This is a genomic window from Rosettibacter primus (assembly GCF_036860675.1).
In the GTDB taxonomy this organism is placed as follows: Bacteria; Bacteroidota; Ignavibacteria; order Ignavibacteriales; family Melioribacteraceae; genus Rosettibacter; species Rosettibacter primus.
In genome coordinates, this window is the sequence record NZ_JAYKGK010000012.1 from 61,191 (window position 1) to 85,173 (window position 23,983).

26 protein-coding genes and 1 pseudogene are annotated in these 23,983 nt (G+C 29.6%); 2 read left to right on the top strand and 25 right to left on the bottom strand.

Annotated elements, in window-relative coordinates; all coding sequences use genetic code 11:
• Positions 1–6 precede the first annotated feature (6 nt).
• The 6 genes from mobA to VJY32_RS12890 form a co-directional block, all read right to left on the bottom strand.
• Positions 7–705 (bottom strand): molybdenum cofactor guanylyltransferase, encoded by a 699-nt coding sequence (mobA, locus tag VJY32_RS12865; RefSeq protein ID WP_353678330.1) that lies wholly within the window; start codon positions 703–705, stop codon positions 7–9.
• An 11-nt stretch (positions 706–716) separates the two neighbouring features.
• Positions 717–1,154 carry a hypothetical protein gene (locus VJY32_RS12870; protein ID WP_353678331.1) on the bottom strand — a complete coding sequence of 146 codons (438 nt, stop codon included), beginning with the start codon at positions 1,152–1,154 and terminating at the stop codon, positions 717–719.
• Positions 1,155–1,234: 80 nt separating this feature from the next.
• Positions 1,235–1,720, bottom strand: coding sequence for an RsbRD N-terminal domain-containing protein (locus VJY32_RS12875; RefSeq protein WP_353678332.1), 486 nt, complete (start codon positions 1,718–1,720; stop codon positions 1,235–1,237).
• Between the two features lie 264 nt (positions 1,721–1,984).
• Complete coding sequence (locus VJY32_RS12880; protein ID WP_353678333.1) at positions 1,985–2,629, bottom strand: porin family protein; 645 nt, start codon at positions 2,627–2,629, stop codon at positions 1,985–1,987.
• 31 nt (positions 2,630–2,660) lie between these two features.
• Positions 2,661–3,287 carry an energy transducer TonB gene (locus VJY32_RS12885; RefSeq protein WP_353678334.1) on the bottom strand — a complete coding sequence of 209 codons (627 nt, stop codon included), beginning with the start codon at positions 3,285–3,287 and terminating at the stop codon, positions 2,661–2,663.
• Between the two features lie 5 nt (positions 3,288–3,292).
• Complete coding sequence (locus tag VJY32_RS12890) at positions 3,293–3,982, bottom strand: ribonuclease H-like domain-containing protein (RefSeq protein WP_353678335.1); 690 nt, start codon at positions 3,980–3,982, stop codon at positions 3,293–3,295.
• 59 nt (positions 3,983–4,041) lie between these two features.
• Between VJY32_RS12890 and VJY32_RS12895 the strand changes: the two are divergent.
• Positions 4,042–5,046: pseudogene (locus VJY32_RS12895) on the top strand (heparan-alpha-glucosaminide N-acetyltransferase domain-containing protein).
• A gap of 59 nt (positions 5,047–5,105) precedes the next feature.
• Positions 5,106–5,267 (top strand): hypothetical protein, encoded by a 162-nt coding sequence (locus tag VJY32_RS12900; protein ID WP_353678336.1) that lies wholly within the window; start codon positions 5,106–5,108, stop codon positions 5,265–5,267.
• A gap of 344 nt (positions 5,268–5,611) precedes the next feature.
• Here the strand turns inward: VJY32_RS12900 and VJY32_RS12905 are convergent, their stop codons facing one another.
• The 19 genes from VJY32_RS12905 to VJY32_RS12995 all read right to left on the bottom strand — a co-directional run bounded on the left by VJY32_RS12905 (position 5,612) and on the right by VJY32_RS12995 (position 23,901).
• On the bottom strand, positions 5,612–6,646 hold the full coding sequence (locus tag VJY32_RS12905) for a threonine aldolase family protein (protein ID WP_353678337.1): 1,035 nt from the start codon (positions 6,644–6,646) through the stop codon (positions 5,612–5,614).
• A complete protein-coding gene (gene lnt / locus VJY32_RS12910; protein ID WP_353678338.1) occupies positions 6,630–8,276 on the bottom strand; it encodes an apolipoprotein N-acyltransferase in 1,647 nt (548 codons plus the stop codon). The genes VJY32_RS12905 and lnt overlap by 17 nt, the downstream gene beginning before the upstream one ends.
• Positions 8,263–8,880 carry a DedA family protein gene (locus tag VJY32_RS12915; protein ID WP_353678339.1) on the bottom strand — a complete coding sequence of 206 codons (618 nt, stop codon included), beginning with the start codon at positions 8,878–8,880 and terminating at the stop codon, positions 8,263–8,265. The genes lnt and VJY32_RS12915 overlap by 14 nt, the downstream gene beginning before the upstream one ends.
• The gene (gene ispF / locus VJY32_RS12920) at positions 8,880–9,371 is read right to left on the bottom strand and encodes a 2-C-methyl-D-erythritol 2,4-cyclodiphosphate synthase (protein ID WP_353678340.1); all 492 of its coding nucleotides are present in this window, start codon (positions 9,369–9,371) and stop codon (positions 8,880–8,882) included. The genes VJY32_RS12915 and ispF overlap by 1 nt, the downstream gene beginning before the upstream one ends.
• Positions 9,368–9,649 carry an acylphosphatase gene (locus VJY32_RS12925; RefSeq protein WP_434968543.1) on the bottom strand — a complete coding sequence of 94 codons (282 nt, stop codon included), beginning with the start codon at positions 9,647–9,649 and terminating at the stop codon, positions 9,368–9,370. The genes ispF and VJY32_RS12925 overlap by 4 nt, the downstream gene beginning before the upstream one ends.
• On the bottom strand, positions 9,636–10,592 hold the full coding sequence (locus tag VJY32_RS12930; protein WP_353678341.1) for a DMT family transporter: 957 nt from the start codon (positions 10,590–10,592) through the stop codon (positions 9,636–9,638). Before VJY32_RS12930 ends, VJY32_RS12925 begins: the two co-directional genes overlap by 14 nt.
• A gap of 35 nt (positions 10,593–10,627) precedes the next feature.
• A complete protein-coding gene (era, locus tag VJY32_RS12935; RefSeq protein ID WP_353678342.1) occupies positions 10,628–11,536 on the bottom strand; it encodes a GTPase Era in 909 nt (302 codons plus the stop codon).
• An 87-nt stretch (positions 11,537–11,623) separates the two neighbouring features.
• On the bottom strand, positions 11,624–12,556 hold the full coding sequence (locus VJY32_RS12940) for a DUF58 domain-containing protein (RefSeq protein ID WP_353678343.1): 933 nt from the start codon (positions 12,554–12,556) through the stop codon (positions 11,624–11,626).
• Positions 12,540–13,061 (bottom strand): tetratricopeptide repeat protein, encoded by a 522-nt coding sequence (locus VJY32_RS12945; protein ID WP_353678344.1) that lies wholly within the window; start codon positions 13,059–13,061, stop codon positions 12,540–12,542. Before VJY32_RS12945 ends, VJY32_RS12940 begins: the two co-directional genes overlap by 17 nt.
• Positions 13,062–13,135: 74 nt before the next feature.
• Positions 13,136–14,176 carry a [FeFe] hydrogenase H-cluster radical SAM maturase HydE gene (gene hydE / locus VJY32_RS12950; RefSeq protein ID WP_353678345.1) on the bottom strand — a complete coding sequence of 347 codons (1,041 nt, stop codon included), beginning with the start codon at positions 14,174–14,176 and terminating at the stop codon, positions 13,136–13,138.
• Between the two features lie 28 nt (positions 14,177–14,204).
• Positions 14,205–15,596 (bottom strand): [FeFe] hydrogenase H-cluster radical SAM maturase HydG, encoded by a 1,392-nt coding sequence (gene hydG / locus VJY32_RS12955; protein ID WP_353678346.1) that lies wholly within the window; start codon positions 15,594–15,596, stop codon positions 14,205–14,207.
• 164 nt (positions 15,597–15,760) lie between these two features.
• Positions 15,761–16,705, bottom strand: coding sequence for a S66 peptidase family protein (locus VJY32_RS12960; protein WP_353678347.1), 945 nt, complete (start codon positions 16,703–16,705; stop codon positions 15,761–15,763).
• Positions 16,706–16,903: 198 nt separating this feature from the next.
• The gene (phoU, locus tag VJY32_RS12965) at positions 16,904–17,626 is read right to left on the bottom strand and encodes a phosphate signaling complex protein PhoU (protein ID WP_353678348.1); all 723 of its coding nucleotides are present in this window, start codon (positions 17,624–17,626) and stop codon (positions 16,904–16,906) included.
• A 672-nt stretch (positions 17,627–18,298) separates the two neighbouring features.
• Entirely contained in the window at positions 18,299–19,060 is a 762-nt protein-coding gene (gene pstB, locus VJY32_RS12970; protein ID WP_353678349.1) for a phosphate ABC transporter ATP-binding protein PstB, read from the bottom strand.
• A gap of 20 nt (positions 19,061–19,080) precedes the next feature.
• Complete coding sequence (gene pstB / locus VJY32_RS12975) at positions 19,081–19,887, bottom strand: phosphate ABC transporter ATP-binding protein PstB (protein ID WP_353678350.1); 807 nt, start codon at positions 19,885–19,887, stop codon at positions 19,081–19,083.
• A 9-nt stretch (positions 19,888–19,896) separates the two neighbouring features.
• Positions 19,897–20,763 carry a phosphate ABC transporter permease PstA gene (pstA, locus tag VJY32_RS12980; RefSeq protein ID WP_353678351.1) on the bottom strand — a complete coding sequence of 289 codons (867 nt, stop codon included), beginning with the start codon at positions 20,761–20,763 and terminating at the stop codon, positions 19,897–19,899.
• On the bottom strand, positions 20,745–21,755 hold the full coding sequence (gene pstC / locus VJY32_RS12985; RefSeq protein WP_353678352.1) for a phosphate ABC transporter permease subunit PstC: 1,011 nt from the start codon (positions 21,753–21,755) through the stop codon (positions 20,745–20,747). The genes pstA and pstC overlap by 19 nt, the downstream gene beginning before the upstream one ends.
• Positions 21,756–21,772: 17 nt before the next feature.
• Entirely contained in the window at positions 21,773–22,822 is a 1,050-nt protein-coding gene (gene pstS / locus VJY32_RS12990) for a phosphate ABC transporter substrate-binding protein PstS (RefSeq protein ID WP_353678353.1), read from the bottom strand.
• 50 nt (positions 22,823–22,872) lie between these two features.
• Positions 22,873–23,901 carry a hypothetical protein gene (locus VJY32_RS12995; RefSeq protein WP_353678354.1) on the bottom strand — a complete coding sequence of 343 codons (1,029 nt, stop codon included), beginning with the start codon at positions 23,899–23,901 and terminating at the stop codon, positions 22,873–22,875.
• Positions 23,902–23,983: the final 82 nt, after the last annotated feature.

Below are 23,983 nucleotides of genomic sequence, written 5' to 3' on the forward strand. Positions count from 1 at the left end.
TGGAATTCAAAATAATTTTTCTTTAACATATTCATAATCTTCAGGTGTATTCATATTAAAAAACAAGTCGCTGAAATAATATTTCTCATTTTCGACATTTACGATTTCGGCACCAACTCTTTCAATAAAATTTTTCATACTGAAAATAAAAGATTTTTTTTCTTCATAAATTTTTTTTGCAATAAAATTAGCACTTAACACTTGTTCAGCAATTGGAAGTATTTTTTTTGAATAAATTCCAACTGAATGATGAACAATTCCTTCAGCTTTTGGGACAACAATTAATTCTTCAGTTTTAATTTCAAGAAGGTGATTAATTAAATTTGTTGTTACAAAAGGAGTATCACATGAAAGAACAAAAATTTTTTCAACATCAAGTTCCGAAAGAGTTGAATGAATACCTGAAAGCGGGCCAAGATTCGGATATATATCTTTAATCTTTTTCAAGTTTAGAAAGTCAAATTCTTCCGGCGTATTTGTACTAATCACAATTTTATCAAAAGCTGAACTAATTCTTTCATATAAAATTTCTATTAAAGTTTTATCATCAATTTTAAGCAAAGCTTTATTTGTGCCCATCCTCTGGCTCAACCCACCTGATAATATGACCCCTGCAACATTATTCATAAGATTATTATTAAATAAATTTTCACATGCAAGATTATGATAAATAAATGAAATAGAAAAGGGTGCTTCATCGAGCACCCTTTAAATTACTATGAAGTTGTTTCGACAGGTTTTTCTTTCTGTTTATATATCAGTGATGTGATTATTCCAAGAATTACATACTGAATAAATCCATAAACAAACCATTGAAAAGTAAGATAATATGGAAGTGGATAAACAATATATTGATAATATGCTGCAGGCAGACTCATAAACAATCCTATATAAATTCCATAACGCAGACCTTCGAGCCAACCTTTATTTTCATAACCTTTAATAAAAATGAAGACAAAAAAGAAAGACCAGATTAAATCAACTACCCGACCAACCCACATTTTGCTCTGCATTTCTTCCATTGGGCGAAATACTTTTGATATTTCTTCTTTTGCATAAACAGATGAAAGTATAACATTGTGTACAAGAGCATTAGTAAATTCAAGAATTATAAAGACCACTATAAAAGCAATAATTAGTTTTTTTACATTCATAACAGCCTCCTAATTGGTTGGTGTTATTATTAATTAATTTGAGGATAAAAGGCAGAAAAACCAAAAATAAATTTTCATCATTATTTTATTAAATATTTTTTTATTTCTTCTTTCGAATATTCATCAATTTTGTTAATTAGTTCGTTCACATAACCTTTGATAATGTAAAAACTCCCCAAATCAAAATAATTATTTAATATAGTTGTGCATTCAATAATTTGAACAAAATCCATTTCATCAAATAATTCTTCTTTCCATGCAATAAAACTCCAAAAAACTTTTTTTGTTGTATAGAGTGCATAATTAACTTCTGTTAAAGGAAAACCTTCTCGAAATCTTTCTGCTCCAACATTCTCAAAATATTTTTCTGCTTTATCATTTGATGCCCCAGTTTTAAGCCACTCTATAAAATTTTGAAAAACTTTCTCTGCTCTTTCAATAACCTTTAATTCATCAAATTGTTGATAAGACTTGGTAAATTCAGATTGTTTTATTTGTTCATAATAGGCATGAGAAAGGTTATGAAGATTTGCCTCGATATATTTTATAATTTTAGAAAAATCCATTTTTGCTCCATGGATTCACATACAAAATAAGCTAATTTTGAGTCGGGGTCAATATAATTTTGAAATTTATTAAAGAACAAAGCAAACTCAAATTTTTAATAAATAATAAAATCAAAAGTTTATACAAAAAAAGTTATTGATAAAAATTCTTTGGTCGTCAAAAAATATTAATCTGATTTTGCATTCTATGATAAATCAACATATTATTTGAAATATAATTTCAATTAGCTGATATGATTAAAATCAGTATTAAATTAAGTACCATCAAAAATTATATGAAATAAAAAATGAAATTTCCTTTGCTTTATAACTTATCCAGTTGTATTCCTCACCAAGAGGATTTCTAAAAGTTTTCTTTTGAGGAATTTCTGTAATCATATAATTTAATATAAAACCCAATCCAAACAATTCTTTATTGACCATAAAATTATATTCTAACCCTGCCCCAGCTGAAAATAAAAATCGGTTCATTTCACCTGTAATACCTCTTTTTTCATTATAATTATCAAATGTTCTATCATAGTTAAAAGTACTTTTGAACAAATAAGAACCTTCAGAATTTAGTAATAAATTTATTTTTAATATTTCGATGCGGTATTTTAGTTGTAAAGGTAAAGACAATAAATAGTGATTTATCTTTACACTCTCTTTATCAATACTATTCACATTTATAGTTAATGATTTTCCTAAATTATAGTACCTCAATCCGATGGTTATTCTAAAACTGCCAATCTGATAAAAATTATAATTCAGTGATAAATTGAACTTCGGTATAAAATCTGACCTATTTAGAATTTCGACATCATCATAAATCAACCATGAACGGTTGAAACCAATATTAATTTGAAATTTTTTTTCTTGTGCAAACAATACAACAGTAATAAAAAAAATAAATAATATCTTTTTCATTTAAGCCCTCAGAATATTTTATTATTCACAATCAATTAAATATATAAGTTTTTTCTACCCAGCTTTCAACTTTTTCACCTTCAATTGTAATTGGCTGCCATTTAGATTTTAATAAAGCTTCAATTATGTTGGTGATTATTTTTTTTGAATCAATAGTGCTTTTCAATATTTCATATTTTTTAACTAAACCATTCTCATCAATTAATAATCTTATTTTAACCGTTCCTTTAATATTTTCTTCATTTAGAGGCAATACTTCAATTATCTGATGTGGTGTTATGTTAATTAAAGTTTTCTCATAATTATTTTCATTACTGTTGCTTTTTGTATCTGCTATAATTAATTCCTCATTCTTGCCTGTATTATTGTCCTGAATTTCTATGTCAGACAACTGCATTGGTTCTTCAATTGAAATCATTCTTGAAATAGATGGAACATTTATAGGTTTTGAGAGCGACATTGTTGATTGATAAGTCGGTGGAATACTTTCTATTTCGATTATTGGTTCGGAAAATTCTAAGTTGTTTTTCTTAATCAAATTATTTCTTGAAGGGAAGAGAGCAAATAAAAGTATTACTAATATCAAACTAAAAATTAAGCCTACAAAGAAATTTCTTCGATAAAAATATTTGTCATCATTGTATTTCATTTTATTCATTGCACTCATGTAAAATTCAGGTATTCATTCCATATTTTGTAAAGCTCGAAGGTTGCTCTGACATCTTCGCCGCAATAAACAGCAATATCTTTAATTCTCCCTGCTTTATATAATTCTTTTACTTCCATTCCAGTTATACCTTTCGATTTAGGAGATTCAATACCGAAAGCATGACAATAAAAATCGAGATTGAATTTCTTTATTATGCCGTAAAATGTAAATTGTTCGAGCAGGTCAATATGATTTGAAGTATCATATTTACTTTTAATTAAATTCCTGCTTGGTTTTATTTTTAAGACTGCTGACCTTAATATTATAAAAGGCACATCAAAATTTTTTCCGTTAAATGTTATAATCTTTTCAACTTTTTTTACACAATCCCAGAAATACATAATCATTTCTTCTTCAGTCATGGACTTATATGTTGCTTTTTTTTCTTCAGATTTGAATTCTTCTTTTTGTTTGCTTTCATATAACACCATAACATTTTCAGTCTCTGTATTCAGCATGCCTATTGCTACAATTTTTGCTGTGAATGGATACAAACTCAAATAACGTTTGGCATCCTCTATTTTTTCTTCTCTTTTGAGTTCATCTTTTTCTTGTTCTGCATATCGAAGAATATATTCCTGCTGAGATTCCGAGAGGGAATTAAATTCGTATCCGACTGTTTCAATGTCGAATACCAAATTCATATGCACCTCTTAAAGTGTAATTAAAATTAGCAAATTTTTCTTTCTATAAAAATTAAAAAATGTGCATACAAAAAATTTTACAAATCAATAAAAAACATTTTTTAACTTGCAGAAAAAATATCGAAATTAATCTTGTAAATAATCTAAAATTTACTTTGACACAAACAAATCGTGCACTTTTTATTGATTTATTAAAAGGGATTGCACTTCTTATAATGATAGAAGTACATGTTGTTAATGCCTTTTTGTTACCTGAAATTAAATCACAAAGCTGGTTTGAAATATTAAATTATATTAATGGTTTAGTTGCCCCAGCATTCACATTTACTTCGGGAATGGTATTTGTTCTTTCACTTCAAAAAGGATTGGACGAATTAAGAAGATTTGGTAAATAATTCTGGAAAAAATTTGGAAGGTTAATTTTAATATTACTTGCCGGTTATTCTCTTCATGCTTTATTTCTATCTTATAAAAAAATTAATAATCCTGATTACCCGCATATGATGATTGAACTTCTACGAGTTGATATTTTGCAATGCATAGCTATTGGCTTAATGTTACTACTTTTTTTAAGACTACTAATTAAATCTGATAACTATTATTATGGCATCTTAATCATCATTGATTTATACGTTTTAGCATATTCTCCCATTGCATGGATAATTGACTTTACAAAATATTTTACACTCGGCATTGCAAATTATTTTAATAGAATGCATGGTTCACTTTTCCCAATTTTTCCATGGCTTGCATTTATTTTAACTGGTGCATTGTTCGGGAAATATTATGTTGATGCAAAACAAAAAATTGGTGAAATACATTTTATTAAGCAAATTATAGGCATTGGCATTATTTTCTTTTTAGCTGGAATTATATTATTAAATTTTCTTTTCACTGATTCTCTTGTAAATATAAAACCAAATTATTTCTTTTTTCTACAAAGATTGGGAATCTTGTTAATATTGCTCGCATTAGGTTGGACATACATAAATCAATTCAATCAATATGAATCTTTTATTTTAGACATAAGCAGAGAATCGCTCCTTGTTTATTGGCTTCACTAAAAAGTGATATATAAAAATTATGGGACGGCAAAAGTCTAGTAGATATTTTTGGACAAACTTTGAACATATTTGAGCGTGCTGTATTGACTATTCTTTTAGCAATTTTAATGGTCTTAATTGCAAAAGGCTGGGGTTATTTGAAAATGAAGTATCCTGCAACTATTTCAAAAGTTGTTTTTGTTACAATAACATTTCTGGTAATTATATTTATTTACTATTAAAAACGACTATTATGATTTGCAGTAAAAATTGTTATAAATTTCGAAATACTTCTTATTATTTTGAAAAAATAGATTTCCTATTAACTGTCATTCTCGCTCCCATATGCATTCCGATGTAAAAAAGCAGGAATATAAATAATTAATGGTGGCTGTCTAAAAAGTAATTTACAATTAAATAGTCTGTGCAAATCGATTAAAATCATTGTTATCCGTATTCTATTTTTTAAAAATCTTACTTTTTAGACAACCACAACTCATTGAATTTTAAGAAGTTTCTATTACTAGTTCTTTTAAAAGCAAGATGCTTTTACTACACTGTCAGTTAAAAAAGCAGGATGCTTTTTTTACTCTACTATTTTTTCTATAATCTGTGATGCAACAATTATATCATCTTTTGAAACATCCATATGAGTTACAGCTCTAATTACACCAACTTTTCCAGTACCAAGTAATAAACCATTTTCTTTGCACTTTGAAAGGAATTCTTCTACAGAAATATTTTTCAATGAAAACATTACAATGTTCGTTTCAACAAGTTCTAAGTCTATATCAATATTTTTTATTTGCGAAAGATTATAAGCCAAAAGTTTAGCTTTTTCGTGGTCTTCTTTTAATCTTTCAATATTATTTTTAAGAGCATACAAGCCAGCTGCAGCAATAATTCCAACCTGTCGCATACCGCCGCCCCAAGCTTTTCGAACTCTGTAAGCTTCTTTAATAAATTCTTTTGTACCTGCAATTATAGAACCAATTGGAGCTCCCAAACCTTTTGAAAGACAACAAGAAATAGAATCAAAATAAGATGCATATTGTGCCGGTGATATACCTGTTTCCACAGAAGCATTCCAAATTCTTGCACCATCAAGATGCATAAATAAATTATGTTTCTTTGCCAATTCGGAAATTGCTTTAATATTATCTATAGGATTAATTGTGCCCCCAGCACGATTGTGTGTATTTTCAATTTCTATCACTTTTGTTCTTGCCATATAATATGCACTTGCTGGCCTAATCAATGGTACAATTTGTTCTGGTATGAATATTCCTTTTTTATTTCCGTCAATCAAACTTAATTGTATTCCACTTAGAGCAGCAGGTGAGCCAGATTCATATTGAAAAATATGAGCATCTTTTTCACAAATAACTTCATCACCAGGTTGTGTTAATACATTTAAACAAATTTGATTTCCCATAACTCCACTTGGTACAAAAAGAGCTGCTTCTTTTCTTAGCAGTTCAGCAGCATATCTTTCCAGTTCATTTGCTGTTGGGTCTTCTTTGTAAACATCATCACCAACTTCTGCTTCATACATTGCTCGACGCATTCCTTCAGATGGTTTTGTAACAGTGTCACTTCTTAAATCAATATACTTTTTCATTTCTCTTTCCTAATAAAAATTTATTAATAACAAAAAATAAAATAACAATTATTGATAGCAATGAAGATATTAAAGGGATAATTAATGGATATTCAGTAAAAAATGTTTTGTCACTTCTTAATTCTGCATATCCAATTAGAACATTTTTTGTAAAAAGTTTTGTCTGTGAAATTGTTCTTCCGAGCGGATCTATTATGCAACTAATACCACCATTTGCCGCACGAATTACAGTTCTTCTATTTTCAATTGCTCTTAAAGCAGCAATTTCTTTATGCTGAAAGGGGCCACTCGAATATCCATACCAGCTATCATTTGTAACAACAACAAGCAGTTCAGCATCTTTTTGAATAAACTCTGCAACAAAATCTGGATAGATTGATTCAATACAAACTACTGCAGCTGCTTTGAAATTCATGAGATTAAAAATTGTTTTCTCTTTGCCTACATTCCAGCTTGAAATTCCAACCTGCCATTTAATTAAGTCTCCTAAAAATGGAAGTTGTTCTACAAACGGCACTTTTTCACCAAAAGGAACAAGTTTAATTTTTCCATATTTCTGAACTGAACTTGAATAAGGAGTAAAAAGCAAAATTGAATTATATGAAGTGTAAGCAGCATCACCACTTTTTATTTTCTTTGCATCCGGTGGGGCTTCATCTAAATTAAAATAAAATGTGGCATCTGGCATGCCAGTCATCAAGTATACATTATTCGAATCTACAAACCGATGAATTTTTTCTACTTCATAAAAATAATTTCCTGATAACAAATATACCGGCAAAGCAGATTCAGGCCATACAATTAATTTTGCTCCTTGCTCAACTGCTTTTTGTGAAAGATTCAAATAGAGATTTAATTGTTCATTTAGATTCCCTGCTTCCCATTTATCCCATGGATTTAAATTCGGCTGAACTAAACCAACTTTAATTTTTTTCCCAGAATTCTCAAAAGTTGATGTTCTATACATTCCATAAATTACCGGAACAATAAAAAGTAAAACAGCAACCGTAACATAAACTAAGTTATTCCGTTTTTTCATTAAATAACTTTTTATAAAGAGATAAAGGAAAACATTGATGAATAAAATCAGAAGCGATATTCCATATGCTCCAATTATATCAGCAATTTGAATGAACCAATTAAAATATGGCAATGAATTAGAAAGCATAAGCCAGGGAAATCTTAAATCAGTAATGCTGTATGCATATTCAAAAGCTACCCACAAAAATGGAAATAAATACAAAGCAATTTTATCATTGAAAGATTTTTTAGATAAAAAATAAAGTGTAGATGGAATCAAAAATATTGCTGGATTAATAAACATAAGAAGAATTCCGGAAATCATTAAAAATGGGTCTGCTTCTTTTGTCCAGCTTCCAACCCAGTATAATGTTATTAATGTAAAGAAAAAAATTGTAAAGTATGTAAATCGATTTATTGAACCAAGTTGTTGTTTTTTTTCAATTACAAATAAGTAAGGAATGAAAGCAAAAAAAATAAAAACCGGGAAAGGCAGTGGCGGGAAAGAAATTCCAAGAAGAATTCCGCTAATTAATCCATAAATCAGTTCTTTTTTTTTATTCTTTTTTTCTTCGGGACTTAATTTATAGTATGATTTAAGTATTTTCATTCTTTCGTTTCCTTTTTACAAAATATCGAACAAGGAAATATAATACTACAATAAGAGTTAATATTAAAGCAATGTCGGAGTAAGTTGATAAATATTTATCAATCAGATTTATATTGTTGCCTAAAAATATTCCGAGCATAATTAACAAAGTATTCCAGATTAATGAACTTATAAAGGCATAAATAAATGTTTTTAATTTTTTTAAACGATGAAAGCCTGAAAAAAAGCTAACAACAGCTCTTGTTCCGGGTAAAAATCTATTTATTAAAATTATATTATAGCCATATTTATGAAACCACAAATCAGCTTTATGAAGAGATTCGGGTTTAATAAACTTTAACTTTCCATTTCGGATTAAATTTTCACCCAAATATTTCCCTATGAAATACATAACGATAAATCCAATTCCGCTTCCTGAACTTGCAAGTAATAAAACAGGTAAAAAGCCTAAAGTTGAATTAGCAATTAAAGTAGCGCCTAAAACTATAACAACATCACTTGGAGACGGGGGAAATAAATTTTCGATAAATCCGAAAAAAAACACAATCAAATAAATTAAAGATTGGTCAAGTGTGCTTATGTATGAAATTATACTTTCGAGCATTAATTTTCTTTTTTGGTGAGTAGAACAACAGCATAAGCAGCTGCGCCTTCTTCTCTTCCAATAAAACCAAGTTTTTCGGAAGTTGTTGCTTTAATTGAAATTTGATTCTCATCAACTTTTAAGACAGCTGCAATTTCTTTTATCATTAATTTTATAAACGGTGCAACTTTTGGTTTTTCAATAACAAGTGTAGCATCAAGATTGCCAAGAACATAACCATTCTGTTGAATTAGATTATAAGTTCGCTCAAGCAAAATTTTGCTGTCGATATTTCTAAATTCTTCACTTGAATTTGGGAAATGTTTTCCTATGTCACCAAGTCCAAGTGCACCGAGCATAGCATCACAAACTGCATGTAACAAAACATCTGCATCTGAATGCCCTTCCAAACCTGTTTCATAAGGAATAACGATACCACCCAGCACTAAAATTCTATCTCGAGAAAACGGATGGACATCGTAACCAAAACCAATTCTAAATTGTTGATTCAATATCTTATCTCAAATGTTTTAAATTCGTTTTTAGGTTCACTCCATTTAATAGTTGCATTTTTAACATCTGCAGAAATTGGTCCTACTCTTAATCGATTAAACAATTCTTCGATTAAATGTGCTTCGCCTTCTACAATCGTGTAGACTTCTCCAGTATAAAGATTTTTTGTATAACCTTTTAATCCCAAATTTTGAGCATGTCTATAAACAAAATATCTGAAACCAACACCTTGAACAAGTCCATTAACAATTATTTCTGCTCTTTTAATGTTTTCCATTTGAATTGTTAAAAAAATTCGAATAGACAAAATCAAATATTTCAGATACAATTAATCCGGAAAAAATTAATGCGCTTCCGAGCAAACCAAAATTAGTGAATTTTTCATTGAGTATAAAGAACGCAAAAATTGCTGCAAATATCGGTTCGAATGAATAAATAATTCCTGCTTTGGTTGGACTTACAACTTTTTGAAATTTAGTTTGCAAACCAAAATTCACACATGTCGCAAGTAATGAAGTATAAAGAAGCCCAATCCATAAATTTGAAGTTAATTTTATTTTTATCAATTCAAGTGAAGTAAAATGAAAAATCAAAGACATTAAAAAAGCAAAAATAGATACGCTTATTAACTGAGATACAAATAAAATCCAGAAATCATGCTTGGGAGAAATTATGTCCATATAAACAACATGCAAAGCAAAAAATAAAGCACAAATTAATGTTAATGTATCCCCCAGGTTAAATGTTTTTCCGAGTTCAGATAAAAAATTTTCAATTGAATTACCATCACTTGACAAAAAAAGAATTCCAGTAAAGACAAGCAAAGTTCCAATTAAAGCTCCTTTAGAAGGAATTTTCTTTTCAATGAGCATCTGCAAAAATGGAATCATAACAACAAGTGAACCAGTTATAAATCCAGATTTTGTAGCTGTTGTATATTTTAATCCAATAGTTTGAAACATGAATCCCATAAAAAGAAAAACTCCAAGAAAAATTCCTGAAAGAAATGCATTTTTATTTAATTTATGTTTTTTGAAAAACAAATAAACAGAAATAATTAACGAAGCCACACCAAAACGAATTGATACAAATAACATGGAAGAAATATCTTGAAGAGATTCTTTGACAATTACAAAAGTGCCGCCCCAGATAATTGTCATTAACAGCAAAGCACCTTCGCCTAAAAAGTGTGTTGATTTTTTTTCTTTGGGATTATTCATTCATCTGTCGAAAATTTATGAAGATTTCAGAAAATCTATTCTTCGGGTGGAACATAACCAAAAGATTTCAATAAATTTGGTTTTGAACGCCATTTTTCTCTTACTTTAACATACAATTCAAGATAAACTTCTCGTTGTAAAAATCTTTCAATTGATTCTCGAGAGTGTCTGCCCAATTTTTTTATGAGTTCCCCGTTCTTTCCAATTATAATTGGTTTTTGTGATTCCTTTTCAACAATTATAATTGCACGAATGTAATCCTTGCCTTTTTCTCTTTCTTTAAATTCTTCAACTATCACTTCTGTGCTGTAAGGAACTTCTTCATGATACATTTCAAAAATTTTTTCTCGAATAATTTCTGAAACAAAAAATCTTTCATTTTCATCGCTCAACTGGTCATCAGGATAATACTTGGGATGCTCAGGTAAGTACTCAAGAATTGTATCAATTACAGTTTGCAAATTATAACCTTCTGTAGCAGAAATTGGAATTACTTTCTCAAAAAATTTTTTCTCGCTTAAAGAATTAATTAAATTTTCCACAACCTGTTGATTAACTAAGTCAACTTTATTTATTAAAAGAATTTTTTTGATTTTTTTATCCTTAAGAATTTCAAAAACTTTTTCATCAGATAAAGTTTTTTCACCTGTCGGGTCAGTCGATATATCAATCATAAACAAAATTAAATCTGCATCTTTAGCAGCAGCCACAACATATTCAAGCATTCTTTCCTGTAGGAGATACTCTGGATTTAATATTCCCGGTGTATCTTGAAATATAATTTGATAATCTTCTGTTGAGAGAATACCAATAATTTTCTTTCGTGTTGTTTGAGGTTTATTTGTTGTAATTGATAATTTCTCTCCAATTAATGCATTCATTAAGGTTGATTTGCCAACATTAGGTTTTCCGATAATCGAAACAAATCCCGCTTTTACTGGCATAAAATTTCTCCTTATTTACATCTTAAATATATTGAAAAAACAGAACCGTAACATTATTCGAATTCTTCAAACAGATTAATTTACTTATCAATACAACTTTGCTCTTTTTGAAAAATAATTTAATAATGCTCTGTCAAAAGGTGTAGTAGTTTCTATGAGGTTATATTGAATTCCATAATTCAAGCACTCAGTCTTCAACCTATTCAAGAAATCTTTCATAGCATCTTGATATGCTTTTTGAATTAAGTAGGGCTGAGTTGTAATTTCATCTTTTGTTTCAAGGTCAATAAAAATTGAATCTCTGTCGAATCCAAAATTCATTTCAATAGGATCTAAAATTTGAAAAACAATTATTTCATTTTTTTTGTAGTGAATGTGTTTTAGAGTTGTCATTATAGAATCCACAATATCATTTTCTGATTTTGAAGGGAAATCAAAAAAATCAGAAATAATAATTGTTAAACCTCGTTTATTAATCTTATTTATAATCGAATCGATGCAGTTTGAAGTGTTTGTATTTCCTGATGGAATAGTATTAGCTAATTCTGTAAATAATGTCTTTAAATAAACAATATTAGATTTTGGTGGCAGATAAGAATGAAGATGGTCTGAATAAATTGCAAGACCTACAGCATCTTGCTGATTAATCATTATATAACTTAGTGCAGCTGCAAGTGTAATTGCATAATCGAATTTTGTAATTCGAGATGAATATTTAAAATTCATTGAACTGCTTACGTCAAGAAAAATATGACAGATTAAATTAGTTTCTTCTTCATATTGTTTAATAAAAAATTTTTCGCTCTTAGCATAAACTTTCCAATCAAGATTTTTAAGTGAATCACCCTGCATATATGGTCTATGTTCGCTGAACTCAACACTAAATCCATGATATGGACTTCTATGAAGTCCAATCATGAATCCTTCTACAATCATTCTTGCTCTTAATTCAAGATTTTCAATCTTAGCAATAACATCAGGATTAAGAAATGATTTTACTTCTTTAGTTTTTATTGACATTTGATTTCATTTTCTTTGTTAATATTTCATCTGGCGAGACACCAAGATTTTCGAGTTCGAGTTTAACAGATTGTGCTAATTCACTTCCAGGATAATTTTTCAAAAATAATTCATAGTTATATTTTGCTGAATCGAGTTGATTTAATTCATGTGCAAATATAAAGCCCGATACAAACAAAGCTCTTTCTGCTTCAGGTGAATTTTTATATTCATAAAAAATTTTTTTGTAGTAATTAACTGCTTTTTTTAGTGATTCTTCTTTACTGATATTTGACAATAATTGTGCGTGATAAAGTTTTGCAATTTCATATAATGATTGTGGAGCATATTTACTTTCAGGATAATTTTTCAGTAGGTAATCGAAGTTATTTAGTGCTTCTGCATATTTTTTTTCTTTTATTTTTTGCAGGGCTTCATCAAAATATTCTTTATCACTTTTAGAACTACAATTAAAAATTATTAAAGACAAAACAAAAATTAAGAAAGATTTACTATACAATCTCATAATTAATCCCGAATTATTTTTAATTCTTAATGGAAATATACAATCAAAATTAGTAGCTAAAAAATTATTATCACTCAGTTGTTAAGTTGCATTTTTAGTGAGTCGCCGCGCGAGGTTGAAATTTTTCTACCAATTGATTCAATTTGCATTTGAAGACATGAACGACATGATTTGGGGTCATCATTTATACATTTTCGATTTGCATAAATTTGATAATGTTCTCTGTAAGGAAAGGGTGTAAAGTCTGGCATAATAACATTAGCTCCAGCTTTCAATCCCTTGATTCTTCCATTTTCATCAAGAGTAGCAAGTGCAGTTGTAGCAGGAATGTGGACTGATTTTAATACAATCCTTGCTACAGCCATAGTTTTTAATGTTAATTCTACACTTGCAGGTTTTTTACTTCTATAAGGAGTATTTGGAGATGGAATAAAAGGACCAAATGCAGCCATGTCTAAATCGAGGTCTTTACACAATAAAATATCATCAGCAATATCTTCAATTGTTTGCATAGGCATACCAATCATATTTCCAGAACCAATCTGATAGCCAAGTTTTTTCAAATATTTTAAATGAGCAATTCTTTCATTTAATTGTTGATGCAGATGATAGATTGAATACAACTTTGGATTAGCTGTTTCATGTTTTAACAGGTATCTATCGGCTCCAGCAATTTTCCATGTCTGATATTCACTAAAACTTCGTTCCCCAAGACTTAAAGTTATTGCTACATCAGCTATTTGTTTTATGGAGTAAATTATGTAAGCAATTAAATCTGAATCATAATAATTATCTTCTCCAGATTGAAGAACAATAGTAAATATTCCTGAATTAATAATTTGTTTTGCTGTTTCAATAATTTCTTCCGGTGTCATTCGATAACGCTGAAGATGAGTATTATCAGCTCGTAAGCCACAGTAGAGGCAATTTTGTTCACAGTAGTTAGAAAAGTCTATTATTCCTCTAAGATGAACTTCATCACCACAATATTCAGCTCTTACTTCATCAGCTCGTTCATAAAGTTTTTGAATATCCTCCTTGTCTGAAAGATTAAGAAGAAAAATAATTTCCTCTCTGGTCAATTCCTTTTTATGTAAAATTTCTTCTAAGTTCATTCAATACTATACTTTTTTAAGAAATTTATTAAAAGAATACATCGCGTTCGCCGTTATTAACTCTTTCAATCATTTTAATTGCTTTTGTTTTTGTAGGTCCATTTAATTTTTCAATTTCTTTATGAATAAAGCTTTCTGCAACTTTTTTGGTTTCTTCGGAAGCATAATCAATCACATACTCTTTAAATGTCGATAAAGCATTTGGCGAGCACATAAAATGAATTGTCCCTGATTTTGCAAATTCCATAAATCTATCGCCTGTTCTTTGGGAACGATAGCATGCAGTGCAAAAGCTTGGTAAAAAACCAAGTTCACAGCAATCTTTAACTACTTCATCCAATGAGCGATGGTCACCAAGTTGAAATTGCTGCATTTCGTATTCATTCAAACTTTCTTGAGATTCACGATAAGCCCCTGGAGAAGTTCTGCTTCCTGCACTAATTTGTGATACGCCAACATGAAATAATTCGCGTCTCAGTTCAGGTCTTTCTCTTGTAGATAAAATAATTCCAGTATATGGCACTGCAAGTCGTAATACTGCAACGAGTTTTTTAAATGATAAATCATCAACTGCATACGGCGGCTTATGAGAAATTGGTGCATTGAGTGCAGGCTCAAGTCTCGGAACTGAAATTGTGTGAGGTCCAATACCATATTTTTCATCTAGATTAAAAGCATGACTTAACATTGCAAGAGTTTCAAATTTATAATCAGTTAAACCAAATAAAGCTCCAATACCTACATCATCAATTCCAGCCTGCAAAGCACGGTCCATTGCATAAAGTCTCCATGCAAAATCTTTCTTTGGTCCATCAGGATGCATCTTCACATAAGTTTCGTAGTGATATGTCTCCTGGAAACATTGATATGTTCCTATTCCAAAACTTTTTAAAACTTTAAAACCATCTATTGATAATGGAGCAGTATTAACATTAATTCTTCTTATATTTCCTCCATTAATTCGAACATCATACATTGTTTGAATTGCTTTTCCGATGTAATCAAGAGAAGAATTTTTAATACTTTCTCCTGCAACAAGCAAAATTCTCTTATGACCCTGTTTTACTAAAATTTCTGTCTCTTCTCTAATTTCTTCAATTGTTAATGTTTTTCTTTTTAAATCTTTGTTATCTCTTCTAAATGCACAATACAGACAATTATTAACACAAACATTTGTAACATAAAGCGGGGCAAAAAGTACAAGACGATTTCCATAAATCTTTTCTTTTATTTCTTTGGCTGCATGAAATAATTCTTCGAGAACTTCATTATCTGTAATATTCAACAAAGTTGCACTTTCTCTCAGATTTAAGCCTTTTGCTTCTTTTGCTTTTTGTATAACATCTCTCTGAAGTGCAGTATCATTGAGCTTTTCATCATTCAATAAAGAAAAAATATATTCTTCATTTATGAATTCCATAGCCCCACCATATAATTATTTTATCTTTTGCAAACAACAAATATACCAGCCCGATTAATCGTAAAAAAAACCATAAAATGAACCATTTTGAAATGTTTTTCTTAAAAAAGAGAATTGTTTGAGGTAGTATTCTTTATATGAGTAATATTTGAAAATTTGGGATATTATTTTACCGCACTTTCCGGAATTTCAATTGAACTATTTCCTGAATTTATAACACATTTAATTCCAAATGGAAATGTAATACTATCTTTTATATGTCCATGCCTTACATTATAAATTACTGGTGCTTTCAATTTCTTAAAATATTCAAATATTACTTCGTTAAGTGTAAAAGATTTTTTGTCGGGATTGGTTTCAAAGCAGTTAATAAAATCACCAAGAATTACACCATTTATCATATTAAATACTTTTGCAAGCCTCAATTGATTTAACATTCTATCAATTCTGTACGGAGCCTCGTTTATATCTTCTAATAGTAAAATTGCTCCTTTTAGTTGTTGCTGTGGGAAAAATTCTGTTCCCATTAATGAAGTAAAAAGACTTAGATTTCCACCTAAAATTCTGCCTTGAGCTCTACCTTTTGTAAGTACGAAAAATTTTTCATTTCGAGGATTTTGAAGTTTCCCTATTTTTTTATTTGAAGTTAATATTCTCCAGAATAAATCTTCAATAAATGGACTTATTTCATCCTGAAAATCAACTGCAACCATTGGACCTGAGAAAGTAACAAGTCCACATTTAGTTAAAAATGCTATTTGGAGTGCGTTTATGTCGCTATGTCCAACAAAAATTTTGGGATTATTTCTAATAAGTTTATAATCAATTTTGTCTAAAAGTCTTGTTGAACCATAACCACCACGGAGAGTAAAAATTGCTTTGATATTTTTATTTTTGAACATGTCATGAAGATCAGAAAGGCGTTGAGAATCAGAGCCAGCAAGATAACCTTCCTGCTGCCCTACATTTTTTCCAACTTCAACTCGATAACCAAGACTTTCAAGGTAGGCAACCCCTTTATTGATTTTTGATAAATCATCAGGAGAAGCTGGCGAGATAATGCCAATTACATCACCTGTTTTGAGTCTTTCTGGTTTGATTATTCCCATTAATAAATAATCACTGAACTGGTGTTAAATATAAAAAAACTAAAATCTAAAGCAAAGAATTTTTTTATTGAAAATTTAATAATTGTCAGAGAAATGAGATTTAAGGTATGTAAATTTTAATGACTTTATATTAATGGAAAAAAAAATTATTATTTTTTTTCAAATAATGAGATTAATATTTCTTTACTTAACTAAAATTTATAATTCCTGGTCTTCACTGCTTTCTTTTTTTTCTAATTTCTGGAGCTTCTTTTTATGGGAGATAATTTTAGCTTCTATATAAAAGACTAAGTCTTCGGCAATGTTTGTAGCGTGGTCTGCTAATCTTTCAATATGTCTGGTTAAAACTATTAAATGAGCAGCAGGTTCAATCAAATTATTATTCGATTGCATTTTAGATACTAAAATTTGAAAAGCCTGTTTGTTAAGATTATCTACAACTTCATCATTTTTAATTACAGAATCTGCAAGCTGAGTATCACCATAAATAAAAGAATCGATAGCATTCTTAATCATTTGTCGTGCTTGTTTACCCATTTCATTAATTTGTGCTTCTGATATTAATGAACTAAAATCATTTACTTGAGACATTGATTTCCATATTTTTTTAACACGTTGTGCAATATTGACAGCAATATCCCCGCATCTTTCAAGCTGATTATTAATCATTAAAGCAGATATAAGAAATCTAAGATCGGCTGCAACTGGTTGAAAAAGAGCAAGTATGTTTTCACATTGAGCTTGAATAAGATTGTCATAGGCATCTACTTCAAGGTCACGGGCTTTAACGCCTTTGCATAATTCAATGTTGCCTGTTTCTAGAGAATTAATTGCTCTTTCTACTTGTTCGTCAACAAGGGAAGCCATTTTTATTAAATTTGTTTTTAAACTCTCAACTTCAGCCATAAAATGTTCTTGCATAATTTTTACCTCTTAGTTTTATACCAAATTTAACATAAAAATTTCAAAGCTTCTATTTAACTGTTAATGTTTATTTCTTTTATAAATTAGTAATTATTATTTATTAATTCACCTGAGATGAATGTAGAATTTGAAAACTAATTCTAAATTCTAACAAATTTTTTTGATTTAATTTAATTAAAATAATGAACTCTCTTTAAATTCACCTCTTAACGAGGTTGCGTGAAAATGTTAACACATTTATTAACTCTCCTTAAATCCCTCTCTTAAGAAGAGAGGGACTATAAGTCTCAAAATCTTTACGTTCTGAATATTTTCTTTAATTTTTTAATAACACAGAATAATTCATTAAAATGATTTATACTTTCCTATCATTCTGAGGAATCTCGCCGAAAGGTGGATGACGGAGAATCTTAAAAACTATATTATATTTAATAGATTCTTTCTCGCCTTCGGCGAGTCAGAATGACAATTCTACTTTCCCTGTCATTCTAAGGAGACTACCACTATTCCTTCATTGTCGTTTTGAGTCCGCCATTTGACGGACGAAGAATATGAAAACAAATATTAATTTTCAAAGAACTTTCCGCTTCAAAAATAAATTCTTCACTACAATTAACATTTTCAGACGGCTCCTATTAAAAAATATTTCTCTTAATTAAAATTCATAAATTAACCAAATCTGCCGCGTATATAATCTTCTGTTTGTTTCATATCTGGTGCAGTAAATATTTTTATTGTTTCAGCATATTCAATTAAGTTTCCCATATAAAAAAAAGCAGTATAATCACTAACTCGAGATGCCTGCTGCATGTTATGAGTAACAATAACAATTGTATAATTTTTTTTCAATTCAAAAATTAGGTCTTCGATTTTCGTTGTAGAAATTGGGTCAAGAGCACTTGCGGGTTCGTCCATCAAAATTATTTCAGGTTCAACAGCAATGGCTCGGGCTATGCAAAGTCTTTGTTGCTGTCCACCGCTTAAAGACATTCCGCTTTTTTTCAGATTGTTTTTAACTTCATCCCAGAGTGCAGCTTTTCTCAAACTTTTTTCCACAATTTCATCAAGTTCTTTTTTATTTCTAATTCCATTTATTCTTGGACCATAGGCAACATTATCATAGATAGACATTGGGAAAGGATTGGATTTTTGAAAAATCATTCCTACTTTTTTTCTTAATTCAACAACATCGATTCTATCTTTATAAATATTTTTCCCATCAATTATTACATCACCTTTAATTTTTACATTATCTATCAAATCGTTCATTCTGTTCAAGCATCTCAAAAAAGTAGATTTACCGCAACCGGAAGGCCCAATCAATGCAGTAACTTTTTTTTCTTTGATTTTCATTGAGATATCATTCAAAGCTTTTACTTTTCCGTAAAATAGATTTAAGCTGTTTATTTCTATTTTATATTTCTCACTCATATATCACTATAATGTTTATATTAACCAAAGCGACCTGATATATATTCTTCTGTTTGTTTATTAGCCGGATTTGTAAATATTTTTCTTGTTGTATCAAATTCAATTAATTTCCCCATATAAAAGAAAGCGGTGTAATCACTAACACGTGCTGCTTGCTGCATATTATGAGTAACAATTACAATCGTATAATCTTTCTTCAGTTCATAAATTAAATCTTCTATTTTAGTTGTTGCAATTGGGTCAAGAGCACTTGTAGGCTCATCCATTAAAATTACATCAGGATTTAATGCAATTGTTCTTGCGATGCATAATCTTTGTTGTTGACCTCCAGATAAGCTTGCCCCTGAACGATTAAGATTATCTTTGACTTCTTCCCACAATCCTACTTTCTTCAAACAGCTCTCTGCGATTTCATTCAATAATTTTTTATCTGTAATACCATTATATCTTAAGCCCGCAACTACATTGTTCATTATTGACATTGTTGGAAAAGGATTTGGTTTTTGGAAGACCATTCCAATGCTTCTTCTCAAATAAACTGGATTAATATTTTGAATATCCATTCCGTTATAAAAAATATTCCCTGTATAAGTACCTCCAATTACTTCGTGCATTCTATTTAAGCATCTCAAAAAAGTTGATTTACCACAACCCGAAGGTCCAATAATTGCAGTTACATTATTCTTTGGAATTGAAACAGAAATTTCATTTAATGCTTTTACTTCTCCAAAGTAAGCAGAAAGTTTTTCGGCTCTAATTATTTCGACAAATCTTTTTTCTAAACTTTTGTCTAGAGTTAATGCTTTTGAAATTACATCATGTATCATTTAAGTATTTTAATTTGTTTTGTATTTAGACCTTGTAATAATTCTAAAAGCTATGCTAAAGATAGAAATAAATAAAATTAAGACAAGAGCAGCAGTCCATGCTTGGTTATTCCAGTCTTCAAATGGAGCTCGAGCATAATCATATATATATACAGTAAGCGAAGCTATCGGTTGAAATATGTTTGTCGACCAAAATCGATTCCCCAGAGCTGTAAAAAGCAAAGGTGCTGTTTCACCTGCAGCTCTTGATAATGCTAATAAAATTCCTGTAGCAATACCTTTCCATGCAGTTCTTAAAACAATGAATAATGATGTTTTCCATTTGGGAATTCCCAAACCTAATCCAGCTTCACGATAACTATGTGGAACTAATTTAATCATTTCTTCTGTAGTTCTCGTAACTGTTGGTATCATTAAAATTGCCAAAGCTACACCACCAGCCAGTGCTGAAAAATGTCCCATAGGAATCACAACCAAAGTATAAGCAACCACACCAATAACAATTGAAGGGATACCACTTAAAACATCTGTTAAAAATCTTAAAAGTAAACCAAATTTATTATTCCCAAATTCAGCTAAATAAATTCCAGCCATAATTCCTATAGGTAATCCAATAAGAGCACCAATTCCAACTAAAATTAAAGTTCCTACAATTGCATTTGCCATACCTCCACCGGGTTCACCAACAGGTTTTGGCATGGAAATAAAAAAATCAATATTTAAGTGAGTAATTCCTTTTGAAACAGTATAATAAAATATAAAAGCAAGCGGGACTACTGCAGTTAATGCGGCTATAAAAGTTAATCCCATAACGATAAAACTTACAATCTTACGGTAAATTAATTTTCTTTTATAATTCATAAAACTTTTTTCCATTTAGATTCTAAACTCCACACAAGAAAGCGAGCTGCTGCATTAATAATAATTGTAATAACAAACAGTATTAATGCTAATTCAATTAAAGCACTCAAATACAATTCTGAGGTAGCTTCTGTAAATTCATTTGCTATAACGCTTGCCATAGTATAAGCCGGGTCAAAAAGCGATGCAGAAATTATTGGTCTATTCCCTATTACCATTGTTACAGCCATAGTCTCGCCAATTGCTCTGCCTAATCCAAGCATTGTAGCACCAAGAATTCCTGACTTAGAATTAGCAAGAACTATTTTAGTTGCTTCCCATTTTGTAGCTCCCAAGGCTAAAGCTGCTTCTTTTTGAATTGAGGGAACTGATTTCATTATATCACGAGAAATAGAAGTAATTATTGGTAAAACCATAATAGATAAAATTATTGAGGCAGCAAGCATTCCAAATCCATACATTGGTCCTCTAAAAAAAGGAAGAAATCCTAAATGTTCATAAAGAAAAGGTTGAACATTTTCTCTTAGCCATGGGACCAACACAAATATTCCCCACAATCCATACACAATACTTGGAACCCCCGCTAATAATTCAACAAGGAATGATAATGGTTTTTCTAACCAGCGAGGCGCTAATTCAGATAAATAAATTGCAACACCAATACTAAAAGGGACTGCAATTAATAATGCTAAAAAAGATGAAACAAGAGTCCCAAAAATAGAAGGCAGTGCACCATAAATTTCAGCAACTGGGTCCCATGTTGTTTCAGTCAAAAATTTTAAACCAAATTTTGATATCGAGAGTTTAGAGCCGATGTACATTTCATAACCCATAAGAAAAACAAGAAGTAAAACAATAACTGCAAAAATCAGAGTTAACTTTTCGTAAATAAAATCACCAAAATTTATTTTTTTAGAAAAGTTAGATTTATCGGCATTAATTTTTTTCAATTTATTATTTATAATATCATTGATTTTAATATTGTTAACATCAATTTCTTTTTCCAAAGTTAAAGCCTCGGATTTTATTTTACATTTATAGGTTTACCATTGAGAGTTAAAGAATTAATTTTCTTTTCGTTTAATTTAATAACTGATTTTGGAAGTGGAGCATAATACAACTCTTCGGCATAAGCTTGGCCTTTTTCCATTGCCCATTTTAAGAATTTTACGAGTGCTTCTGCTTTCTTTTTATCTTTCATATCCTTATAAACTAATAACCATGTAAATCCAGAAATAGGATATGAATCTTTTCCATCTGCATCTGTAATCATTGCTCTTAAATCTTCAGGCATATTTTTAGAAGCCCCGTCGGAAGCAGCTGTAACAGTTTTAAAATTAGGTTCAATAAAATTGCCGGCTTTGTTTTTTATAAATGCATAGGGTAAATGATTTTTAACTGCATAAGCTAATTCTATATAACCAATTGCACCAATAGACTGCTTTATAACACCTGTAACGCCTTCATTTCCTTTTCCACCTAAACCAACAGGCCAATTCACAGATGTATTGCAACCTACCTTTTTTTCCCATTCTTTACTTACCTTGGTAAGATAATTTGTAAAGATATAAGTAGTACCACTTCCATCTGATCTATGAACAACAATTATACTTCTGTTAGGAAGTTTTACTCCTGGATTTAATTCTGTAATTCTTTTATCGTTCCACATATAGATTTTTCCAAGAAAAATATCTGCAATTGTAGGACCATCTAATTTCAATGGCTGCTTAAGTTCTGGTAAGTTATAGCTTAATACAACAGCACCAAGAACTGTTGGTATGTGAACAATTTCAGTTCCTCTTTTTTGTTTAGCTTCCTTTAGTTGTTCATCACTCATTGGACCATCGCTTGCACCAAAATCAACGGTTCCTTCAATTACCTGTTTAATTCCGCCACCGCTTCCAATTGATTGATAATTAATTTGAACACCTGTTAATTTCTTAAATTCATCAAACCATTTTGAATAAATTACGTAAGGAAAGGTCGCTCCAGCAGCATTTAATTGAACCTGGGCTTTGGTTATTGATATTGAATATAATACTAAAAGTAATAGATAAATTATTCCTTTTCGCATTTTTTCCCCGTCTATTTTATTATTAAAAATTTTTTGAATATACAACCTCATCAAAATTCCCAGAAAAATGTTAATCTTGGCACCACATCATTATTCCCATTATAATATGTTTTTATTTCACAATTAGGAGAAAGATGAACTTTAGAAACAGGTTTATAATCAAGCGCCAAAAGAATTAATGAATTGTTGTCAAAATTTTTAACGGAATTTGGGTCATAATAATCATATCTACCAACAATATTTATTTTATTATTCAAAGAAAAATAAGCCCACATTGATATCCCGTAAGATTCTAAATTTTCCAAATGCATAATCTCTGATTCTTTATAACCATTTTGAACTGTCCTATAAAATGTTTCAATTCCGAAAGAAATTTTTTCAAACTTATAACTACCAAAAAAAGCAATTACAATGCTATTATTCTTTTTAGAAGTATTGTCAGATTTATCAAAAATAAAAGTATTACTTGCATAATCGGCGTAAGTTGTTATAATCATATTTTTATATGGATGAAATTCAAGCAAACCATAAAATCTTTTATGTCTATTATTTTCAGGACCGCTATTAGCATTGTTACCAATTTTAATCCAATATTTAATATTTCCATCTGAAATCAAATTTCCTCTTAAATCAATTCCCATATCTCTACTCGACACAATTCCATTATAATCAAGAATTGTTTTTTCAAGAAATCGATTATTCCATACTTGAGTTGAGATTTCAAAAGCCGGGGTAGGTGAAATTCCTATGTATAAATTTGAGCCTTCAAAAATATTAACCCATTCCAAATAAGCATCTTTTACCCAGACATTCATTTTGTTTGATGATGTTTTCATATCATAAATATTGTCTGCTTCTAATCGAAATCTTGATTTGAAATTATCTGTTATTTTGTAATCTGTTGTAATAAAAATTCTTCTGAACTGAAATCCATTCATTCCTTCATAACTTGAATTGTTTTGTTTGAGATTATAAAAATAATCTCCAAACATAAGTCCACTAAACTTAGGTAAGTTTTGAGCAGATAAAAATGAGCTAATAAAAAAGAACACACAAATTGGTGTGAAAATAAATTTCATTGTACTCTCTCTCTCCTCTGCTACAATAAAGAAAAAATTTAACAGTTAAAAATACATTTTGTGAATAATTGTCAATGTTAAG

What these genes read in the sequence shown, in the direction of transcription:
- VJY32_RS12870 (WP_353678331.1), bottom strand. Translation starts at nt 1,154, where the DNA reads ATGAATGTAAAAAAACTAATTATTGCTTTTATAGTGGTCTTTATAATT.
- VJY32_RS12875 (WP_353678332.1), bottom strand. Translation starts at nt 1,720, where the DNA reads ATGGATTTTTCTAAAATTATAAAATATATCGAGGCAAATCTTCATAAC.
- VJY32_RS12880 (WP_353678333.1), bottom strand. Translation starts at nt 2,629, where the DNA reads ATGAAAAAGATATTATTTATTTTTTTTATTACTGTTGTATTGTTTGCA.
- VJY32_RS12885 (WP_353678334.1), bottom strand. Translation starts at nt 3,287, where the DNA reads ATGAATAAAATGAAATACAATGATGACAAATATTTTTATCGAAGAAAT.
- VJY32_RS12890 (WP_353678335.1), bottom strand. Translation starts at nt 3,982, where the DNA reads ATGAATTTGGTATTCGACATTGAAACAGTCGGATACGAATTTAATTCC.
- VJY32_RS12905 (WP_353678337.1), bottom strand. Translation starts at nt 6,646, where the DNA reads ATGAAAAAGTATATTGATTTAAGAAGTGACACTGTTACAAAACCATCT.
- lnt (WP_353678338.1), bottom strand. Translation starts at nt 8,276, where the DNA reads ATGAAAATACTTAAATCATACTATAAATTAAGTCCCGAAGAAAAAAAG.
- VJY32_RS12915 (WP_353678339.1), bottom strand. Translation starts at nt 8,880, where the DNA reads ATGCTCGAAAGTATAATTTCATACATAAGCACACTTGACCAATCTTTA.
- VJY32_RS12925 (WP_434968543.1), bottom strand. Translation starts at nt 9,649, where the DNA reads ATGGAAAACATTAAAAGAGCAGAAATAATTGTTAATGGACTTGTTCAA.
- VJY32_RS12930 (WP_353678341.1), bottom strand. Translation starts at nt 10,592, where the DNA reads ATGAATAATCCCAAAGAAAAAAAATCAACACACTTTTTAGGCGAAGGT.
- era (WP_353678342.1), bottom strand. Translation starts at nt 11,536, where the DNA reads ATGCCAGTAAAAGCGGGATTTGTTTCGATTATCGGAAAACCTAATGTT.
- VJY32_RS12940 (WP_353678343.1), bottom strand. Translation starts at nt 12,556, where the DNA reads ATGTCAATAAAAACTAAAGAAGTAAAATCATTTCTTAATCCTGATGTT.
- VJY32_RS12945 (WP_353678344.1), bottom strand. Translation starts at nt 13,061, where the DNA reads ATGAGATTGTATAGTAAATCTTTCTTAATTTTTGTTTTGTCTTTAATA.
- hydE (WP_353678345.1), bottom strand. Translation starts at nt 14,176, where the DNA reads ATGAACTTAGAAGAAATTTTACATAAAAAGGAATTGACCAGAGAGGAA.
- hydG (WP_353678346.1), bottom strand. Translation starts at nt 15,596, where the DNA reads ATGGAATTCATAAATGAAGAATATATTTTTTCTTTATTGAATGATGAA.
- VJY32_RS12960 (WP_353678347.1), bottom strand. Translation starts at nt 16,705, where the DNA reads ATGGGAATAATCAAACCAGAAAGACTCAAAACAGGTGATGTAATTGGC.
- phoU (WP_353678348.1), bottom strand. Translation starts at nt 17,626, where the DNA reads ATGCAAGAACATTTTATGGCTGAAGTTGAGAGTTTAAAAACAAATTTA.
- pstB (WP_353678349.1), bottom strand. Translation starts at nt 19,060, where the DNA reads ATGAGTGAGAAATATAAAATAGAAATAAACAGCTTAAATCTATTTTAC.
- pstB (WP_353678350.1), bottom strand. Translation starts at nt 19,887, where the DNA reads ATGATACATGATGTAATTTCAAAAGCATTAACTCTAGACAAAAGTTTA.
- pstA (WP_353678351.1), bottom strand. Translation starts at nt 20,763, where the DNA reads ATGGAAAAAAGTTTTATGAATTATAAAAGAAAATTAATTTACCGTAAG.
- pstS (WP_353678353.1), bottom strand. Translation starts at nt 22,822, where the DNA reads ATGCGAAAAGGAATAATTTATCTATTACTTTTAGTATTATATTCAATA.
- VJY32_RS12995 (WP_353678354.1), bottom strand. Translation starts at nt 23,901, where the DNA reads ATGAAATTTATTTTCACACCAATTTGTGTGTTCTTTTTTATTAGCTCA.